The following is a 19,691-nucleotide window of genomic DNA, read 5'->3' as shown; positions in this document are numbered from 1 at the left end:
CCTGAATGGCTTAAGCTATTCAGGGTAAATAATAATCAGTCGTGGTATTCAATGGGTAATCAAAGGCGATTCAGCCTCAAGTTTGTCATCTTCTTCCCTCTGTTTTTGCTCTGTGTTGTCATGCTAGTGACAGCCAAAAACTACTATGATGCGATGAATCGCTACATCGACTTGGAATACGCTAAAATCGACCGAGCGGTCAATCGTGCAGTTAAAGTTCTGACAGCTCTAGATTATAGCTTCGTCAATTATTCAAATCCTGCCCATCCATTATTTAAAGAACACAATCATATGCTAGAAAATGATTTGTGTTATGTATGGCCTATTGATGTATTGCTTCTAGAGAATACCCATTCAGGTGGACTGCCGGCTGTTGAGCTGGACTACATGGTTGTTGGTCAAAAAGAACTGTGTGAACCGGGAAGTGATCTGTTCAAGGTGGCTGAAAAAAAAGCGGGTTTTGCTCCTTCCCTTTCATTCCTTCATGATATTGAATCGCACATTCTTGGTATCCACTATATCGATCAGAGAGGCTACGTTATTTCCTCTCCAGAAACGTACGCAAAGTACTTTACTCAAGAGCTTTGGAGTACGTTGAAAGCAAGACCGTTTTGGCAGAAAACAGCTCAGGATACCGTGAAAGTGACTATGTCTGGCCCCGCACCTATGTTGGACCGACATGACGGTCAGGTTATTAGCCTAACCGTGCCAATTTATGAGAAAGGCGAACATCAAGGTGTGTTGTCGATTGATTTTGATGTCGACGCCTTACTCAAAACGACGGACAACTTAGCGGGCAAGTTGCATGTCATTTCTAATGTAATGAGCATGCCTGACAACGTTTTGAGAGTAGAGGCTTTAGAGCACGAACGTTTAAGCTCAAATCATAAAATCTTCTATGAATACAATATTTTGGATGAGTTTAAGAACTTACTTGTATTTGAGAAGTACAGTGTCGCCGTTGCGTTCTTTATTTATGTACTGAGTACCGTCGCTCTATTTTTAGTCAATGCTCGTACAGAAAGTCGTTATTTTGAAGAGCTTGCAGCGAAAGATCCAATGACAGGTTTATTGAACCGTCGCGGAATGGAAGCGGTCTGGCGCAATAAAATCACGAAAAAGAATATTGCCTTAGCCGTATTTGATATCGATAACTTTAAATCTATTAATGATACTTATGGCCACGATGTTGGCGATGATGCGATTAAGGCTGTCGCGAGAGCCATTAAAGAAAATATTCGCCACACTGATGTCGCTTCTCGGTTCGGTGGTGAAGAGTTTGTTCTAGCAATCTACGATGAAGATATTGAATGTATGAAGCTCATTCTTCAACGAGTTGCGGATTCAATTGCAGCAAGTTCAAATAAAGTAATAAAGGAAGGATTTACGGTTTCTGGTGGGGTTGTTGTGAAAGGCTCGACTCAGTTAGCGAGCTTTGATGAGCTTTTCAAAGTTGCTGATGAAAAACTGTACGAAGCGAAAACAACAGGAAAGAACAAAATCTGTTACTAGCGCAACAAATCTTAGTATTGAAAAGGGCGATCTAATCGCCCTTTTTAACACACAGAGAGGTCAAGTTTTTAAGCTACATTGAGGCGTGCTTGTAGCTCATCACGGTAGCGTTGGATATGTTCAACGATTGGTGCTGCTTTATTAAACGTACGGATCTCTCGGAATAGTTCGTTCGCTTCAGGGTAAGATTGGCGCAAGTACGCAAACCATTGTTTTACGCGGTTTGGATAATACAAACCTTTATCGCCTTTCATTTCAAACTGTGAGTAGTAAATCAGCAAATCTACCACTTCATTCCAAGCCATCGGCTGGTGGTTGTATTTCACCATATTGCCAAGGTTCGGAATATTAAATGCACCACGGCATACCATTAAAGAGTCAACACCTGTCGTTGCAATACAGCGTTGTCCGTCTTCGTAGTTCCAAATCTCGCCATTGGCAATTAAGGGGATATCAAAACGTTCACGAATTTTAGTTATGTATTCCCATTTGATCTCAGATGCCTTGTAACCACCCTCTTTCGTACGTGCGTGGACAGTCAGTTCATTCGCGCCAGCTGATTGAATCGCATCAACGATCTCAAAGCAGTCCCCTGGATTTTCCCAGCCTAGGCGAATTTTCGCGGTAACAGGGATATCAGCAGGCACCGCGTCGCGACATGCTTTTACAACGTTGTGAATTAGGTCAGGATGCTGGAGTAGGGCTGCACCACCTTTACTTCTGTTGACCAATCTAGCGGGACAACCAAAGTTCAAATCAATACCGCGAGCGCCAAGTTCAGCTGCTTTGATCGCGTTCTCTGCCATCCAGTTTGGCTCTTGGCCAAGAAGTTGCACGTGAACGGGTACGCCAGATGCGGTTTGCGAGTCTTGCAGAAGCTCAGGGCACAGACGATGGAATACGTGATCAGGTAACAGTTGGTCGATGACTCGAACAAACTCTGTCACACAAAGATCATAGTCGTTTATCTCGGTTAGGATTTGGCGCATCAAATGGTCCAAAACGCCTTCCATCGGGCCTAATACAACTCGCATAGCTTGCCTAATACAGTTTGGTGGTAAAAAGGAGGGCGATTGTAGCGATGTGCGTGAAGTTTGTCATTAAAAGACTCATCAGCATCGAGTGACATCAACTAGCATCTTATAAACTCTAGGGTATAATGCCGCCAAATTCATGGGAAACCAGATGTCATGCAATACACATTAATTGAGAAAGGTGAAGTTCAAATCGACGAATCTTCACTGTTTATGGAAGGCGCGGTACTGGCTGCTAACCTGACCACGAAACCCTTAGCACCTGAAACATGGCTAGAGCCTCTTCTAGGTGAGGGTTTTAAAGCGATTCAGCCAGTCATTGAAGAGCAGATTCACAAGCAGCACAACTACATATTGCGTAACGAGTACTCTATTCTTGCACTTACGGAAAACAAACCAGAGCAGTTAGCTGATTTTGCTGAAGGCTTTATGTCCGTTTGGCCGATGATTGAAGAGCAGTGGCATGATGTGGTACTGAACGATGGCCTTGAACGCATGCTACAGGCATTGTTAACAACGATGATGTTGGCAATTGATGAAGAGCAAACGCAACAGCAGATGCGTGATGCGGGTATTGAAACCCCGCCTGCGCTAACGGATTTCATCGAGCAGTTTGATCTTATGATCAACGAAGTCGCACTTGGTGCTGATGAGTTGATGGTAGGAAAAAAATCAAAGAGCTTAAACCCATTCAAAGGGGTGGGTCGTAACGATCTTTGCCCATGTGAAAGCGGTAAGAAATTTAAGCAATGCTGCGGTAAATAACAGATATACAGATAAAAAGAAAAGCCGACTTGTAGTCGGCTTTTTTGTGTAATGTCGTTAGAAATCAGAGTTTAAGGCTCATCAATTATTGAATTGGGTTTTTGCGCTTACCACCAAAGAATTGAGCGATCACGATAAAGGCAAAAGCAATTAGGTTACCCGCGAAAATCACTACAAGCCACTGAGGCATAGAAAGGCCAAGGAACTGCCACACGATCTTCGCACAGTCACCATATGCTTCAAACATCCACGGAACCCATTGATTTAAAGGTGCCCAGCTAGGGAAGGTAACAAACAGATCACAAGTTGCAAATGGTGATGGATTGAACTGGTAGTCGACATGCTGCATCGCCAGCATCAAACCTTTATAAGCACTTGCTCCCCATGCCGCCAATGCCACCCAACGTACAAGAGGGTTATTGGGTGCAATAAGACCAATCATTGCAGCTGCGCCGATTCCCATCATGGCGACACGCTCATAAACACACATAACGCAAGGTTCAAGCATCATCACGTGTTGGAAGAATAATGCACAGGCTTCGAAAAAAACGATTGCGATAAGAAGAAGAAGCCAAGATAAGCGTCCCTTCGAGAAGTCATTCAGTGATGCAAAAATAGTCACAAGTAATATCCTATTGATGAAATTAAAAAGCTCTGAATACTCAGAGCTTTTTAACGTGGATAAGTTTCTTAATCAACCAAATTTTAATGGCCGCTAGATACTGCCGGAGCGATATCACCACTGTGCGGAACGATCCAGCCCGCGTCGTAGAAAGAAGCTGTTGCTGGTTCTAGGAAGAACATAATTCCCATCAAACCAACCAAAGCCAATACAACGGTGTATGGCAGTGCCATTACTACCATGCGACCGTAAGATAGACGAATCAACGGTGCCAGTGCTGAAGTTAGCAAGAATAGGAAAGCAGCTTGACCGTTTGGAGTCGCAACTGAAGGTAGGTTAGTACCAGTGTTAATTGCCACTGCTAGTAGATCAAATTGTTCACGTGTAATTAGGCCTTCCATGAGAGCCGTTTTCACTTCATTGATGTATACCGTACCAACGAATACGTTATCCGAAACCATAGATAATAGTCCGTTTGCTACGTAGAACAAAGCAAGCTGAGCGCCTTTGTCCTCGACAGCAAGTACTGCGTCAATAACAGGCTTGAATAGCTCTTGGTCAATGATAACGGCAACGACAGCAAAGAATACTGCTAACAGCGCTGTAAATGGCAGTGCCTCTTCAAACGCTTTACCCATTGAGTGCTCTTCGATTACTCCGGTAAACGATGTTGCAAGGATGATAACTGATAGACCAATTAGGCCAACGGCGGCTAGGTGAAGTGCGAGAGCGGCGATCAGCCAAACTGCAATAAGGCCTTGAACCCAAAGCTTAGCCACGTCTTGGTTTGTACGTGTCTTACGTTCTTCACGATCGAAATCAACGAGGATTTGACGGACGTTGTCAGGAAGTTTTACTCCATAGCCAAATACTTTTAGCTTTTCAACAACCGCACAAGTGATCAAACCACAGATAAATACAGGTAGTGTCACAGGTGACATGCGAATTAGAAACTCGCCAAATAACCAACCTGCTTGATCGGCAATAATCAGGTTTTGTGGTTCACCAACCATAGTAGTTACACCACCTAGCGCGGTACCAACACCAGCATGCATTAGTAACGAACGTAGAAATGCACGATAGTTTTCTAGGTCATCACGGGTTAGTTCTGTGATGGTGTCATCTTGAGTATGGTCGTGGTCTCCAATTGGGTTACCAGAAGCAACTTTGTGGTAAATCGAGTAGAAACCAACCGCAACGCTAATAACAACGGCAATTACTGTCAAAGCATCTAAGAAAGCTGAAAGAAATGCAGCTGCAAAACAAAAAGCGAGTGAAAGTAAAGTTTTTGAACGAATACCAAGCAATATCTTCGTAAAGATGAATAGCAAAAGGTGCTTCATGAAGTAGATACCCGCTACCATAAATACAAGTAGTAGGAGCACCTCAATATTGGCTACAAGCTCATGCTTCACCTGTGCAGGGCTTGTCATTCCAATCGCAACCGCTTCTATTGCTAGAAGACCGCCCGGTTGCAGTGGGTAGCATTTTAGAGCCATTGCTAGAGTGAAAATAAATTCAGCAACTAACAACCAACCAGCTACGAATGGATCAATTAGAAAGAATACAATTGGGTTAACAATTAGGAAGGCTATAATGGCAACTTTGTACCAATCAGGCGCCTTACCAAGAAAGTTCTTGATAAAGGCGTTTCCGAGCGATATCGGCATGATAATTCTCTTTATAACAAAATTATGAATAGACACTACAATAGTGCTTCAGCTTCTGTTCATTAGGCTTATTAGTTAGCCTTTTTAAACAATAACTTAGTAAAACAACAATCCTTTGTTCTCTTGTAGTCTTGCCAAGTTACTTCCCCTGAAACTCAAGCACCGCTCACTTTCGACCGCAACTCTACACTCAGTCAATCAATAGTCAACAACAAAACTTAATGCTACCGACTAAAACGGCTTTTTAATTGTAATAACGCGATCAAAACGGCGTTACTATATCATGAAAAGCTTATAAAAATTCACCTTGGATTTTAATTTACGTTCAATGACGAGAAAAGATAAATTAATAAAGAACATTAACCATTAGGCACAATTTTATTTTGCATATTTTGATCTAAAAAATGTGATCAATAATGCTTTATTACAGCTTGCTTTGTGCCCTGTAGCGGGAATTTAAAATATGAATTTCACGTCTTTGGCTTCATAAATTACCAATAGCAATTTGATGAAACAAATAGAGTGTTAACTCTATATTTAAACTTCGTTTCATTTATTGATCGTAAATTTTCTCAAATCGCTAACTAGTGGTATGATGAGTCTTATCGACCCAGTGAAATCAATAATTGGATAAAAAGTAGAATGGTCATAAAGGCGAAAAGCCCTGCGGGATTCGCAGAAAAATACATTATCGAGAGCATTTGGAACGGCCGTTTTCCTCCTGGCTCCATTTTACCCGCTGAGCGTGAGCTTTCTGAATTAATCGGTGTAACGAGAACGACATTACGTGAAGTATTGCAACGTTTAGCTCGTGATGGCTGGTTAACTATCCAACACGGTAAGCCAACGAAAGTTAACCAGTTTATGGAGACGTCTGGTCTGCATATCTTGGATACGCTAATGACACTTGATGTGGATAACGCAACGAACATCGTTGAAGACCTGCTCGCTGCGCGTACTAACATCAGTCCAATCTTCATGCGTTATGCATTCAAAGCAAACAAAGAAGCGTCTGAGCGTACTATCCAGAACGTGATTGAGTCGTGTGAAGCGCTTGTCAGTGCCTCTTCATGGGATGAATTTATCGCAGCTTCTCCATATGCAGACAAGATCCTGCAAAGCGTAAAAGAAGACAACGAGAAAGACGAAGCGAAACGCCAAGAAATCTTGATCGCGAAGACGTTCAACTTCTACGATTACATGTTGTTCCAGCGTTTAGCGTTCCATTCTGGCAACCAGATCTACGGTCTTATCTTTAATGGCCTGAGAAAGCTTTATGATCGAGTGGGTAGCTACTACTTCTCAAACCCAGCGTCACGTGATTTAGCGCTACGTTTTTACCGTCAGCTTCTAGAAACGTGTGAGACGGGTCAGCGTGATCAACTACCAATTGTGATTCGTCACTATGGTATGGAGAGTGCGCAAATTTGGAACGAGATGAAGCAAGAGTTGCCAACCAACTTCACAGAAGACGACAGCTAATCAATTCTTGAATTCAACGATTTCAAAATAAAACCGCAGGCATATACCTGCGGTTTTTTGTTGGTATTGAGAGTGTCTCAAGCGAGCAATCCGATGATTAAGCTAGGGACAATCTGGGTAAAGGTAAGTAGAGGGTTTCTATGATGTCCGAAAGCATTTGGTCGTAGGTGTTAAACACGGATAGGGATAAGTCCGAGGTGATGTCATAGAGTTCTTCTTCGCTTAAGGCGAGTACTTCACCTTCAATGTAATCGTTCAGTGACTGAATCGATTTGGTCGATGTTGGCGAGGCAAGGCTCAAAGGCTAATGACTGCCAACTGGTTAAGCCTTCTAATCATCACTGACGCATAGTTTCTCATTCGTTCAGGGCCGCCTCTATCTTCCATGTCCTGAATGCTGATACGCAGTTGTGTCAATGTCTCTAAGCTATCAATTACAGTTTGCCAGTTCATGTGGTACTCGTCATACAACTCGTCTCTTTGGGCAATAGCGAGCCATGCAATAGTGACCTCATCCATCAAAAACAAACTATGGCGAATCAATTTACCATGCTCCATCTGATTGCGTGCTACGGTGTTGTCTTGCCATTGCTCTATCAACTTGTCGACTTTGATTTGCAGCACGCGATACATGGGTTTGTTCTCAAAGCGAGAGGTTTCCACTAGCTGGTGCAATTTATAGCCTAGTTCTTGATGAATTTGCTCTATCTCTTTTTCGTGATTTTGTTGGTATTGAATAGAGTAGTGGGTTACTGCTCGATGGCGACGCAATAGATGGACGACATCGCGTAATAACGTGAGTAATTGATACTTGCGAGCGTGTTGTTTCTCCCGCTTCGCAGCTAAATGATAGATCCCAGCCAGAATGGCAATCGAGATCAAAGTAGAAATCAAAACAAACATAACCAACTCCTTGTTAGTGCTGTTGACCTAGCAACTAAGTAAGAGCAGCTTTGATGCCAATAATTAAAACATTTTAAAACAGTAGCTTATGTAAATTGTTAATAATGAAATGTCCGAATTTGGTGCGCGATTTCACCAAAAGTGTGAATTTGGTCAAATTACATCGCAGTTGTGTATACCTTTCCTGATTGGATGAAATTAGTGCTAGTTCTAAAGTCGCAAAGTTTTCTAATTGCATTTAATTGCGCAGGAACCCTCGATTCAAGTCACAATGCCGGTAGGCTAAATGATGATCTATTTGTATATGCTATGGGTTGTTTATGTGAACAATAGAGGGAATTACTTTGTCCAACGCGCTTGAAATTTGTTTTAGTACAACACCAAAGTCAAAGTTACCTGTAGATGCCAAAAACAAAACAGCCTACAGCCAGTTTAGAAAAGACAATCCGCATATACTCGGCACCTTTATCCCTGCTGGGACCCCGTTCATTCTAAGTAATAATTCGTCTAATTCTGTAGAGAAAATTAGGAATGATAGGCCAGATATTGCATGTGCTCTTGACACAGTGAAGAGTTGGTCTCAAGAAACGAAAAGAAATGTGGCCTACCTTTCTAGCGAATTTGGCGATGAAAACTTACAGGCAATAGCATACATCTATGAAAAAGAAATTAAGCCGTTCTTAGATGCAACTAATACCGTTATGGGCGGAAAGTTGGATGAATACACCGCAGCTGGAGCTGCGGCGACCGCGATCAATGAAAAACAGGCTAGGATGAGTAACTTTGGTAAAGCGTTGCTCAGCTATCAAAATGCGCTGATCAATGTACGACTTGCTGCTAAAAGTGGAGCCAAGAAAACTGAACTTCTGAAACTAGGCAACAAAGTTAAGTTTGCACATGACTCTTTAAACAAGCAGTTTCTAAAAGAGCTGACTCATTACTCAGGGCGAGTTAAGAGTAGTAAAGGCAATATCTGGAGTAATCCTGAACGAGGAATAAATATTGCCAAAAGCGGCAGGAACTCAAGCAAGCTTCAACTCACGTCTCTGGCCAATATACGTTCTGTTAGAGCACTAGAGGTTGGCTCTGATGTCATTGGAAAAAAGATTATTGCCATAGATGCAGGTGTTAGATTCAACAACGTTCGTAATGCGAAGAGTAATGGTAAAGATTGGCAAAAAAAAGCGGTGATGGAAGTCGCAGGCTTCGGAGCAAGTAATGCTGCAGGGGCTTGGACGACCGCAAAAGTTGTAACGGCAGGTATGGGGATTGCGTTAGCAGCGGGGCCACTGGGTATTGTAGTACTTATTGGTGTTGGGTTAGGGGCTGGCTATGCGGCTGCAAAAATGGGTGATTGGTTTGGGCAAGGTTTAGCAGAAAAAACCTATGAAACTAGCTCTAAAGTAAATTGGTTTTAAAGGAGTAATTGTGTTTTATTTCGATCTTATAGTGATGATTGTTGGTTGGACATGGTTACTGAGCACATTGGCTTTTATTCGTGTATCAGCAAAGCGGATTGAGACAAAAATATTGCAGGATGGTCATGATCCAATTGGCTGGGACAGAAATGGGTGGGGTTTTAGATTTCCTATGTACGCCTCAGTGTTGATGCGAGGTAAACCTGCGAAAGTATCGCTGGTAGAAGACAAACTTATTCTAAAGTATGCGACAGTCTTTGACCGAGTGCTTGCGTATATTGTCACAATAAGCTTCGTGATGGCACTTGCTTTGGGAGCAGTAATGGGGTTGGGGCCTGAAGAGTACAGAGTGAAAACCAGTTAAGTGCAGGGCTCTGTATAACGGTGAGTACAAGCCTAGTTGAAAGGCCAAATCCTGCTCTAGGGAGCAAAGTGTTTTATTTTGATATTGTAAACATGATTATTGGATGCACTTGGCTAGTGAGTACCTTGCTTTTTATTCGTATATCGGTAAAGCGGATTGAGAAAAAAATGTTGCGGGATGGTCATGACCCTATTGGTTGGGACAGAAATGGGTGGGGGTTTAGATTTCCTATGTACACATCAGTATTGATGCGAGGAAAGCCAGCTAAAGTATCACTTGTGGATGACCAACTAATACTAAAATACGCAACAACGTTTGATAGAGTACTTACGTATGTTGTAAGCATCAGCTTTGTGCTTTTCCTTGTGTGTGGTGCGATCATTACTTGGGGACCCGAAGAGTATAGGTTGCACTAAGTAATTTTCTCTCGTTGTAAAAAAGGCTTAACTGAACTAGTTAAGCCTTTCTTTTATGCGAAGAGCATTACATTACACGCATACCTGGTTGAGCACCTTCGTGCGGCTCAAGGATCCATAGGTCGCTGCCACCAGGGCCCGCTGCGAGGATCATGCCTTCAGACATACCAAACTTCATCTTACGAGGCTTTAGGTTAGCAACCATTACGGTTAGCTTGCCTTCTAGCTCTTCAGGTTTGTACGCTGACTTAATGCCAGAGAACACCTGACGAGTTTCGCCGCCGATGTCTAGTTGGAATTTAAGCAGCTTGTTTGCTTTTGGCACTTCTTCACACGAGATGATGCGCGCGATACGCATATCAACGGCTGCGAAAGCGTCAAATTCAATCTCTTCTGCGATTGGATCCTTGTCTAGCTCAGTTTGGCTCGCTTTGTTCTTTTCAGCTTCTGCTTTCTCTTGTGCTGCAACTTCTGCTGCTGCATCTTCTTTAGATGCTTCAATCATCGCTTCAACCTTCTTAGGATCGATGCGGTTGAATAGTGCTTTGAACTTAGTGATCTCGTGATCAGTTAGCGGCGCAGCGATACCTTCCCAAGTTAGTTCTTCGTTTAGGAACGCTTCAGTACGTGCAGCAAGCTCTGGCATTACTGGTTTCAGGTAAGTCATCAGAACGCGGAATAGGTTGATACCAACAGAACAAATGTCTTGTAGCTCTTGGTCTTTACCTTCTTCTTTAGCAACAACCCACGGTGCTTTTTCATCAACGTATTGGTTTGCTTTATCAGCCAGTGCTGTGATTTCACGGATTGCACGACCGAACTCACGCGTTTCGTATAGTTCTGCGATACGGTCAGCGGCCGCTGTGAACTCGTTATATAGCTCAGTTTCTGCGAAGTTAGCAGATAGTTTGCCTTCAAAGCGCTTAGAGATGAAGCCAGCGTTACGAGATGCTAGGTTAACAATCTTGTTTACTACGTCAGCGTTAACGCGCTGAGTGAAGTCTTCAAGGTTAAGGTCTAGGTCATCGATACGGCTGTTTAGCTTAGCTGCGTAGTAGTAACGTAGACACTCTGGATCTAGGTGATCTAGGTATGTTGCTGCTTTGATGAACGTGCCTTTCGACTTAGACATTTTCGCGCCGTTTACTGTAACGTAGCCGTGTACGAATACGTTGTTTGGCTTACGGAAACCACTGCCTTCTAGCATCGCTGGCCAGAATAGAGAGTGGAAGTAAACGATGTCTTTACCGATGAAGTGGTAAAGCTCAGTTGTGCTGTCTTTCTTCCAGTACTCATCGAAGTCCAGACCTTCAGTTTTGTTACATAGGTTCTTGAAAGAAGCCATGTAACCTACAGGTGCGTCTAGCCATACATAGAAGAATTTGTTCTTCTCGCCTGGGATTTCAAAACCGAAGTAAGGTGCATCACGTGAGATATCCCACTGCTGCAGGCCAGACTCGAACCACTCTTGCATTTTATTTGCCGTTTCGGCTTGTAGTGAACCAGAGCGTGTCCATTCTTTTAGCATGCTTTCGAACTGAGGTAGGTCGAAGAAGAAGTGCTCAGAGTCTTTCATTACTGGAGTCGCGCCAGATACTGCTGATTTAGGATTAATCAGTTCAGTTGGGCTGTACGTCTCACCACAGTTATCACAGTTGTCACCGTATTGGTCTTCTGACTTACACTTAGGACAAGTACCTTTTACGAAACGGTCTGGTAGGAACATTTCTTTCTCAGGATCAAACAGCTGAGAGATAGTACGGCTAGAGATAAAACCGTTTTTCTTAAGCTCTAGGTAGATGTGAGAAGCTAGCTCACGGTTCTCTTCTGAGTGTGTGCTGTGGTAGTTATCAAAGCTAATATCAAAGCCAGCGAAGTCTTTTTGATGCTCTTCGCTTACTGCAGCGATCATCTCTTCTGGCGTAATACCCATCTGTTGTGCTTTTAGCATGATTGGCGTGCCGTGAGCATCGTCAGCACAGATGAAGTTTACAGTGTTGCCGCGTAGGCGTTGGTAGCGAACCCAGATGTCAGCTTGAATATGTTCAAGCATATGACCTAGGTGAATCGAACCATTAGCGTACGGAAGGGCACAAGTTACCAGCAGTTTTCTTGGATCGTTTGCCATACTTAATAATCGCTTTTTGATAGGTATAAAAAAATAGAGAGTAATACTACCCCATGAGCTTCCTAACGCCAAGGTATCAAACCATGGATTGCCTTAGTTTTTTTGGGGTTCTGAATCTTGTCTCTGGGTGCTACGATTAGAGTGTTATACCCAAGTGACTTCAAGATGCGAAAAGGCCTAAGCACTTTGAGGTCATTTAGGTATAAAGGAGGCGTCATGCACCAGTTCACTTCAAAACAAGACTTTTGTCATTGGCTTAACCAGTTCCAACATCCGCAGTTGGTGGAAAACTGGGCAGATATTCATGGGATGGTCGCGATTCCAGCGCTAGGCGGCATCCAAATTACTTTGCCATTCGCGAGCAACGAGCTTCAACATGCGCTGAGCGATTGGATCAAAGAACAGCAAGCAGCAGGTGATGTCCCTGCGTTTGAGTTCCAGATTGAGCTCGGTGTCAAAGCGCTTGAAACCGGGGTTCAGAATGCAGTTAAGGGTGTTAAGAACATCATCGCAGTCAGTTCTGCGAAAGGAGGAGTAGGGAAGTCGACGACAGCAGTCAACCTTGCTCTAGCAATTGCGCAATCAGGTGCCAAAGTGGGTTTGTTAGATGCCGACATTTATGGCCCGTCGGTACCGATGATGCTGGGTCAAGAAGACGCAAAGCCTGAAGTACGTGACGCGAAATGGATGGAGCCAATTTTAGCCCATGGCATCTATACTCATTCTATCGGTTACTTAGTAGATAAAGCTGAAGCGGCAATATGGCGGGGGCCGATGGCTTCTAAGGCATTGTCACAATTGCTAACAGAGACTGATTGGCCAGAACTCGATTATTTGGTGATTGATATGCCACCGGGTACAGGGGATATTCAGCTGACGTTGTCACAACAAATTCCAGTAACAGGTACTGTACTTGTTACTACGCCGCAAGACTTAGCTTTGGCTGATGCTCGTAAAGGTGCTGCGATGTTCCATAAAGTGAATGTACCAGTGGTGGGCGTCGTGGAGAACATGAGCTATCACATTTGTAGCCAGTGCGGAGCGGTTGAGCACATATTTGGCACGGGTGGTGCTGAAAAAATGTCGCAAGAGTTTGGTTTGGCGTTACTTGGGCAGATCCCACTTCATATATCAATGCGAGAAGATATTGATGCGGGTATCCCAACTGTGGCAAGACGTTCTGATAGCGAGCATGCCGGTTACTACAAACAGCTTGCGGATCGTGTGTGTTGTACAATGTATTGGCAAGGCAAAGCAAAACCAGATGCAATCAGTTTTACTATGGTGAACTGAGTTTAATATCAAGGCCGGTTGAATATTGTGCATTTAAACGTTTGCTTGGCGGTTAATCCTCTGAGTAGATAGAAACTTATAACTAAACCCTAATTCCAACTAGTAACGAAGGGGTGAACTCCCTATAATCAGGCAGTTTATCTTTTTATGTGACTAGAAAATCATCATCGGGTGCAAACTAATGTCTGATAATAATCAATGCGTCATCGTAGGTATTGCTGGCGCTTCTGCTTCTGGAAAAAGTCTGATCGCGAGCACAATCTACAATGAGCTTCGCGAGAAAGTGGGCGATCATCAAATCGGTGTCATCACGGAAGATTGCTACTACAACGACCAAAGCCAACTAAGCATGGAAGAGCGTGTAAAGACTAACTACGACCACCCGAGCGCGTTGGACCACGACCTACTCTGTGAACACCTAGAGAAGTTGGTGCGTGGCGAGGCTGTAGAAGTACCAGAATACAGCTACACAGAGCACACTCGTACAAGCAACACCACTCCAATGACCCCTAAAAAGGTAATCATTTTGGAAGGTATCTTGCTGCTAACAGACCCACGCCTTCGTAATTTAATGCACGCGACAGTGTTTATGGATACTCCACTTGATATCTGTCTACTTCGTCGTGTTAAGCGTGATGTTGAAGAGCGTGGCCGTACTATGGAGTCGGTTCTTAAGCAATACCAACAGACAGTTCGTCCGATGTTCATGCAATTTATCGAACCTTCTAAGCAATACGCGGACATCATCGTACCTCGTGGTGGTAAAAACCGTATCGCAATCGACGTTCTTAAAGCGCACATTGCAAAACTTCTGAAAGCTTAAGCCTTTAGAAGGCTATATCGCTTTATTTTTGGATAAAGAAGTGGCACCTTAAGTGCCACTTCTTTTTTTTGTTTTTAAATTAGCCAGTTGCAATACAAAATCGGACATTTTTCACGCTTTCGTGGAACTGTCAGCGATAAAAAAAGTCTGCGCTTATAATTGTAAAAACACCCGAGCAAGGAAAAAAGCGAATGAAGAAACTGCTCTTAGTCATTGCCATCCCAATTGTGGCGATTTTGGCTGTTATTTTAGGGTTAGTGATTTTTGTTAATCCAAACCAATTTAAACCACTGATTGTGGAACAAGCTCAAAAGCAAACCGGCTTGGAACTGGTCATTGAAGGGGACATTAGTTGGCAGTTTTTCCCATCAATTGGCTTCGAACTGGGTCGCACTGAATTAAGAAACCCACAAGGCTTCAGCCAACCAAATCTATTTAAAGTTGAGACGGTAGGTGTAGATGTTTCCGTTACTCCTCTGTTCAGCAAACAACTGGAAATTGGGAATGTCACTCTTGATGGTGCTGAGTTCTATCTTGAAACGCAGAAAGATGGTACCAAGAACATTGATGCGCTAACCAAAGCACAAACTCAGCAAGCAGAAAAAACGACTGAAGCGACTCCAGAGCAAGCGGTAGATTCACAGAGCACGGCTTCTGATTGGACGATCAATCTGGCTGGCGTCACCATCTCTAATGGCTATGTTGAAATCCAAGACAAGCAAGCGGGTAGCTACACTAAGCTGTCTGATATTTCTTTAAACCTTTCTCAGTTTGCCTTTGATAGCTGGACAACGGCAGACTTCGGCGTGAAAGGTGAAATGAATGACCAGACGTTTACAGCGCAAGGTAAAGCGGATTTCAAACTGGCGAAAGGTTTAACTAGCTACGCTCTGAAAAACATCAACTTTGATGCAACTTACCGCGATCCTGCAAACAAAATTGAATCTGCAACCATTGGTTTAGACACGTTTGAGTTCGATAAAGTAAACAACCTAAGCTACGCATTAAAAGGCGAAGCAGGTGGCATGAAGCTTGATATGCAAGGTGGCGGTGAGCTAAACGTCGATAAAGCTATCAGCAAAGTGCAATTGAACAAATTGACGTTGAACTCAACGTTTGAAGGAGATGCGCTTCCACAATCACCAATGAAAGTCGATATGGCTTCAGACCTTTCATTCGATTTGGCTAAGGGCCACTTGAGCTTTGTTCTAGAGAAACTTACTGCAAACGCCATTGCACTTGATGGTAAAGCGGATGTGACTCTAGGCGATATTCCGAAAGTTCGCTTTGCTGTACACAGTCCTAACATCGACTTAGATGAGTTCCTTGGCTTAAATCAACAAGCACCGGTTAGTGACAAGCCAGCGTCCGGTGGCGAAAGTGCGCCAGCAGGGCCGGAAGTTGAACCAGACTTATCTGCATTAAAGACTCTGGATGTGAAAGGCGATATTACGATTGATAAGTTCAAAGCGGCTAACGCGAAGATGGAAGCGGTTAAAGCAAGCTTCTCTATCAATCGTGGTGTCTTTGACCTAACTTCATTCAGCTCTAAGTTGTACCAAGGTACGATTACTGCAACCGCTAAGCTAGACGCACGTAAATCACCTGCAACTTACTCAGCGAAGAAGTCAATTAAAGGTGTCCATATCCAACCATTGCTGATCGATGTAGCCAACAACGACATGTTGGAAGGTACGGGTAACATTGATGTAAACGTAAGTGGTAAGAGCTTAACGCCAACTGGCATCAAGAAGAACCTGACCGGCACGGTCGTGATCAATTTTGCCGATGGCGCTGTGAATGGCATCAACGTTGCTCAATTGATCCGAGAAAACTACGCGCGATTCAAAGGTCAAAGTCTAGAAGGTACAGATGAAGTTAAGAAAACCGACTTCAGTGCTATGACAGCGACCTTGAAGTTGAACAAAGGTGTAGTCTCTACCGACAATATGAAAGCGCAGTCTCCACTTCTTCGCGTTCGTGGTAAAGGTAAAGCGAACTACCTGAATGAAACGGTTGACTTCACTATCAGCACCTCGATTGTGGGTACGCTAGAAGGTCAGGGCGGTAAGAACATTGATGAACTGAAGGACATTACTATTCCTATCAATGTTTCTGGTAAGTGGGCAGATCCTAAGTTTAAGCTGGTCTTTGATGATGTGTTGAAGCAAAAAGCACAGAAAGAAATTGACCGTGGTGTAGAGAAGCTAACGGATAAGATCAAAGATGAGAAGACCAAAGAAGCCGTTGATGGTCTATTGAAAGGCTTGTTTAATTAACAGCGGTCTAAATCCAAAAGAGAAAGGGTTGGCAATGTGCCAACCCTTTTTATTACTTATTACACGATGAATAGATTACCAATCCACACCTTTTAACGCTTTTACGCCAGATTCAAAAGCGTGTTTGACGTTCTTTACTTCCGATACTGTATCGGCCATTTCAATCAAAGTGCGGTGTGCTCCGCGACCAGTAATGACGACAGATTGCATTTTCGGACGATTGTTCAGCGCTTCGACCACTTCATCTAGGTCGATATAGCCATAGCTCACCATGTACGTCAGTTCGTCAAATAGAATTACATCAATCGATTCGTCGGTGAGCATACGCTTACACTCTTGCCAAACCAGTTGCGCTGCTTCAGTATCGGCGGTTTTGTTTTGTGTCTCCCATGTAAAACCCGTCGCCATCACTTGGAACTCAACACCGAGCTTTTCAAGTAGGTTACGCTCTCCGTTGTCCCATGTCCCCTTGATAAACTGAGCAACAGAACACTTCAAACCGTGGCCCACCGCTCGCGCAATAGTACCGAAGCCTGAAGTCGATTTACCTTTGCCATTACCTGTAATGATCAGCAATAAACCTTTTTCTTCTTGGGCGGCAGCGATCTTGGCGTCTACCTGTTGTTTTACTTTTTGTTGGCGAGCCTTATGGCGAGCTTCTTTGTTTTCTTCGATAGACATGCGGCTTCCTCAATTCCTTTTTGTACCTTGTACGGGGTGACTTGGGTTCATTGAATTATCTCGCTATGATAGACCAACATACCGTGAAGAAAAACCATCGATAATTCAGGGAATAAAATGAAGAAACTACTCGTTGTTTGTATGGGAAATATCTGCCGCTCGCCAACCGGGGAGGCAGTGCTAAGAGCAAAAGCGCAGGAGCTGGGTGTGGTTGTAGAAGTGGACTCTGCTGGGACAATTGGCTACCACGCCGGTAACCAGCCTGATGCGCGTTCGATGCAAGCTGGTAAGCAACGAGGTTATTCGTTTAAAGGGATGCGTTCTCGAAAGGTAACATTAGAGGACTTTGAGGAGTTTGATATGGTGCTAGCCGCGGATAAAGCGAACTTGGCTGATCTTCTCGATCTTTGTCCTAGAGAGCATCGCCATAAAGTATCACTGTTTTTGAGTCACTCAAGTTCTGATTACAATGAAATCCCAGACCCATATTATGGTGGTGATGCAGGCTTTGAATTGGTACTTGATTTGATTGAAGAGGCGTCAGAAACGATTTTGAAGAAGCTCTAAGCATTTACAACGTGCCAGATACCAAAAGGGATGAGTATTACTCATCCCTTTTTGTATTATTCATAAAGCTAAAAACTGCAATTTATGTCGGCTTAGCCAGCCAGAATGTCAGTTGCAACTTTATAGCTTGGGTCTTCTTTTACGTTGATTTCTACCAAGCTACCAGCTTTATCTAGAAGCTTACGACAGTCTGGGCTCAAGTGACGTAGGTGAAGTGTTTTACCTAGTGCAGCGTAGCGCTCTGCCAAAGTTTCAATTGCTTCGATTGCGGAGTGATCTGTTACGCGAGAGTCTGCGAAGTCTACGATAATATCTTTTGGATCGCCGTGCGCGTTGAACAGTTCTAGGAAGTTTGCCGCTGAACCGAAGAAGATAGGGCCGTGAATCTTGTACTCTTTTGAGCCTTCATCATTTAGTCGAGTATCTGCATAGATATGCTTCGCATGTTGCCATGCAAACATGAGAGCAGATGCTACAACGCCCACTGCAACCGCAACCGCTAGGTCAGTTAGAACCGTCACAACTGTTACTAGAACAATAACGAAGAAATCTTGTTTAGGTACACGACGTGCCAGTTTGAATGTCGCCCATTCAAATGTGCCGATAACCACCATGAACATTACACCAACGAGCGCGGCTAGAGGGATCATCTCAATCAGCGAAGAAGCAAATAGGATGAACATCAGTAGAGCGATTGCAGCCACGATACCTGATAGACGGCCACGACCGCCTGAGTTCACGTTGATCATTGACTGGCCGATCATCGCACAACCACCCATTGCACCAAACACTGAACAAGTCATGTTCGCCATACCTTGACCAATACATTCACGGTTAGATTGACCACGTGTGTTGGTCATTTCATCTAGCACCGTTAGCGTCAGTAGAGACTCAATCAGGCCGATAGCCGCAAGAATGATTGCGTAAGGCAAGATGATTTGCAGTGTTTCAAGAGTGAAAGGTACAGCTGGAATAGAGAAGGTCGGAAGAGAGCCCGCCAAAGTCGCTGCTTCGTCACCAGACATAGTACGTAGGAAGTCAACAACTGTACGCGTTTCTAGATCCAAGCCAACCACAAGAGCCGTCACCGTCACGATTGCTACTAGAGAAGACGGTACCGCAGTTGTGAGCTTTGGTAGGAAGTGAATGATCGCCATTGTTAGCGCAACGAGACCCAGCATTAGCAGCATTTGGTCTTGTGGTAGCCAAGTCAGCATGCCGTTGATGTCTGGTGCTTTAAACTGGCCCAATTGTGCTAAGAAGATAACAATAGCAAGACCGTTTACGAAACCAATCATTACCGGGTGAGGTACGATTCGGATGAATTTACCTAGCTTGAATAGACCAGCTGCGATCTGAAGAATACCCGCCAGCATAATAGCAGCAAATAGGTATTGAACGCCGTGAGTCGCGACCAGCGACACCATAACAACGGCCATTGCGCCTGTTGCACCAGAAATCATACCTGGGCGACCACCAAAGATAGAGGTGATAAGGCCAACAATAAAGGCTGCGTACAGGCCGACCATAGGGTCAACACCGGCAACGAATGCAAATGCAACGGCTTCAGGGACCAGTGCTAATGCAACAGTTAGGCCTGATAGCACGTCGTTTTTTACGGAGTGCTTAGAAAATTGAGGGAATTCGAACATGTTTTGTATTGAGTTCTCTTGGCGATGAATTTCTCTCGACACATATTCGTATTTGCACAAGCACTGGTGGTCGAAGTTGTTA

At 43.8% G+C, this 19,691-nt stretch carries 15 protein-coding genes and 1 pseudogene; 9 read left to right on the top strand and 7 right to left on the bottom strand.

Annotated elements, in window-relative coordinates; translation table 11 throughout:
- The first annotated feature begins 51 nt into the window (after nucleotides 1–51).
- Nucleotides 52–1,512: a sensor domain-containing diguanylate cyclase gene (locus B853_RS09955; protein WP_038887107.1), complete on the top strand. Its 1,461-nt coding sequence runs from the start codon at nucleotides 52–54 to the stop codon at nucleotides 1,510–1,512.
- Between the two features lie 68 nt (nucleotides 1,513–1,580).
- On the opposite strand, the gene dusC is transcribed toward B853_RS09955, so the two are convergent.
- A complete protein-coding gene (gene dusC / locus B853_RS09950; RefSeq protein WP_038887105.1) occupies nucleotides 1,581–2,546 on the bottom strand; it encodes a tRNA dihydrouridine(16) synthase DusC in 966 nt (321 codons plus the stop codon).
- Between the two features lie 156 nt (nucleotides 2,547–2,702).
- Between dusC and B853_RS09945 the strand changes: the two genes are divergently transcribed.
- A complete protein-coding gene (locus tag B853_RS09945; RefSeq protein ID WP_038887103.1) occupies nucleotides 2,703–3,311 on the top strand; it encodes an SEC-C metal-binding domain-containing protein in 609 nt (202 codons plus the stop codon).
- Between the two features lie 85 nt (nucleotides 3,312–3,396).
- On the opposite strand, the gene dsbB is transcribed toward B853_RS09945, so the two are convergent.
- Together dsbB and nhaB are read right to left on the bottom strand one after the other, a co-directional pair.
- Entirely contained in the window at nucleotides 3,397–3,933 is a 537-nt protein-coding gene (dsbB, locus tag B853_RS09940) for a disulfide bond formation protein DsbB (protein WP_038887102.1), read from the bottom strand.
- 83 nt (nucleotides 3,934–4,016) lie between these two features.
- A complete protein-coding gene (nhaB, locus tag B853_RS09935) occupies nucleotides 4,017–5,603 on the bottom strand; it encodes a Na(+)/H(+) antiporter NhaB (RefSeq protein WP_010449340.1) in 1,587 nt (528 codons plus the stop codon).
- Nucleotides 5,604–6,245: 642 nt separating this feature from the next.
- On the opposite strand from nhaB, the gene fadR reads away from it, so the two are divergent.
- Entirely contained in the window at nucleotides 6,246–7,085 is an 840-nt protein-coding gene (gene fadR / locus B853_RS09930; protein WP_010449338.1) for a fatty acid metabolism transcriptional regulator FadR, read from the top strand.
- A 97-nt stretch (nucleotides 7,086–7,182) separates the two neighbouring features.
- Here the strand turns inward: fadR and B853_RS09925 are convergent.
- Nucleotides 7,183–7,988, bottom strand: a pseudogene (locus B853_RS09925) (hypothetical protein).
- 344 nt (nucleotides 7,989–8,332) lie between these two features.
- Here B853_RS09925 and B853_RS09920 point away from each other — a divergent pair.
- Both B853_RS09920 and B853_RS09915 read left to right on the top strand, forming a co-directional pair.
- Nucleotides 8,333–9,406, top strand: a complete 1,074-nt coding sequence (locus B853_RS09920; protein WP_038887098.1) for a hypothetical protein — start codon at nucleotides 8,333–8,335, stop codon at nucleotides 9,404–9,406.
- A gap of 10 nt (nucleotides 9,407–9,416) precedes the next feature.
- Nucleotides 9,417–9,770, top strand: coding sequence for a hypothetical protein (locus B853_RS09915; RefSeq protein WP_038887096.1), 354 nt, complete (start codon nucleotides 9,417–9,419; stop codon nucleotides 9,768–9,770).
- Nucleotides 9,771–10,253: 483 nt separating this feature from the next.
- Here B853_RS09915 and metG read toward each other — a convergent pair whose 3' ends face one another.
- A complete protein-coding gene (gene metG, locus B853_RS09905) occupies nucleotides 10,254–12,314 on the bottom strand; it encodes a methionine--tRNA ligase (protein ID WP_038887092.1) in 2,061 nt (686 codons plus the stop codon).
- Nucleotides 12,315–12,530: 216 nt separating this feature from the next.
- Between metG and apbC the strand changes: the two genes are divergently transcribed.
- From apbC to B853_RS09890, 3 genes are all read left to right on the top strand, one after another.
- Nucleotides 12,531–13,607, top strand: a complete 1,077-nt coding sequence (apbC, locus tag B853_RS09900) for an iron-sulfur cluster carrier protein ApbC (RefSeq protein ID WP_038887090.1) — start codon at nucleotides 12,531–12,533, stop codon at nucleotides 13,605–13,607.
- Between the two features lie 181 nt (nucleotides 13,608–13,788).
- A complete protein-coding gene (gene udk / locus B853_RS09895) occupies nucleotides 13,789–14,430 on the top strand; it encodes a uridine kinase (protein WP_010449330.1) in 642 nt (213 codons plus the stop codon).
- A gap of 191 nt (nucleotides 14,431–14,621) precedes the next feature.
- Complete coding sequence (locus B853_RS09890; protein ID WP_038887088.1) at nucleotides 14,622–16,709, top strand: AsmA family protein; 2,088 nt, start codon at nucleotides 14,622–14,624, stop codon at nucleotides 16,707–16,709.
- Nucleotides 16,710–16,784: 75 nt separating this feature from the next.
- On the opposite strand, the gene cobO is transcribed toward B853_RS09890, so the two are convergent.
- Nucleotides 16,785–17,390, bottom strand: a complete 606-nt coding sequence (cobO, locus tag B853_RS09885; RefSeq protein WP_010449325.1) for a cob(I)yrinic acid a,c-diamide adenosyltransferase — start codon at nucleotides 17,388–17,390, stop codon at nucleotides 16,785–16,787.
- Between the two features lie 117 nt (nucleotides 17,391–17,507).
- Here cobO and B853_RS09880 point away from each other — a divergent pair, with 117 nt between their 5' ends.
- Nucleotides 17,508–17,957, top strand: coding sequence for a low molecular weight protein-tyrosine-phosphatase (locus tag B853_RS09880; protein ID WP_038887086.1), 450 nt, complete (start codon nucleotides 17,508–17,510; stop codon nucleotides 17,955–17,957).
- Nucleotides 17,958–18,049: 92 nt separating this feature from the next.
- Here B853_RS09880 and B853_RS09875 read toward each other — a convergent pair whose 3' ends face one another.
- A complete protein-coding gene (locus B853_RS09875; RefSeq protein ID WP_010449321.1) occupies nucleotides 18,050–19,609 on the bottom strand; it encodes a SulP family inorganic anion transporter in 1,560 nt (519 codons plus the stop codon).
- Nucleotides 19,610–19,691 lie beyond the last annotated feature (82 nt).

Source organism: Vibrio rotiferianus CAIM 577 = LMG 21460 (assembly GCF_002741985.1).
GTDB lineage: Bacteria > Pseudomonadota > Gammaproteobacteria > Enterobacterales > Vibrionaceae > Vibrio > Vibrio rotiferianus.
This window is presented reverse-complemented; position numbering and strand designations above follow the sequence as displayed.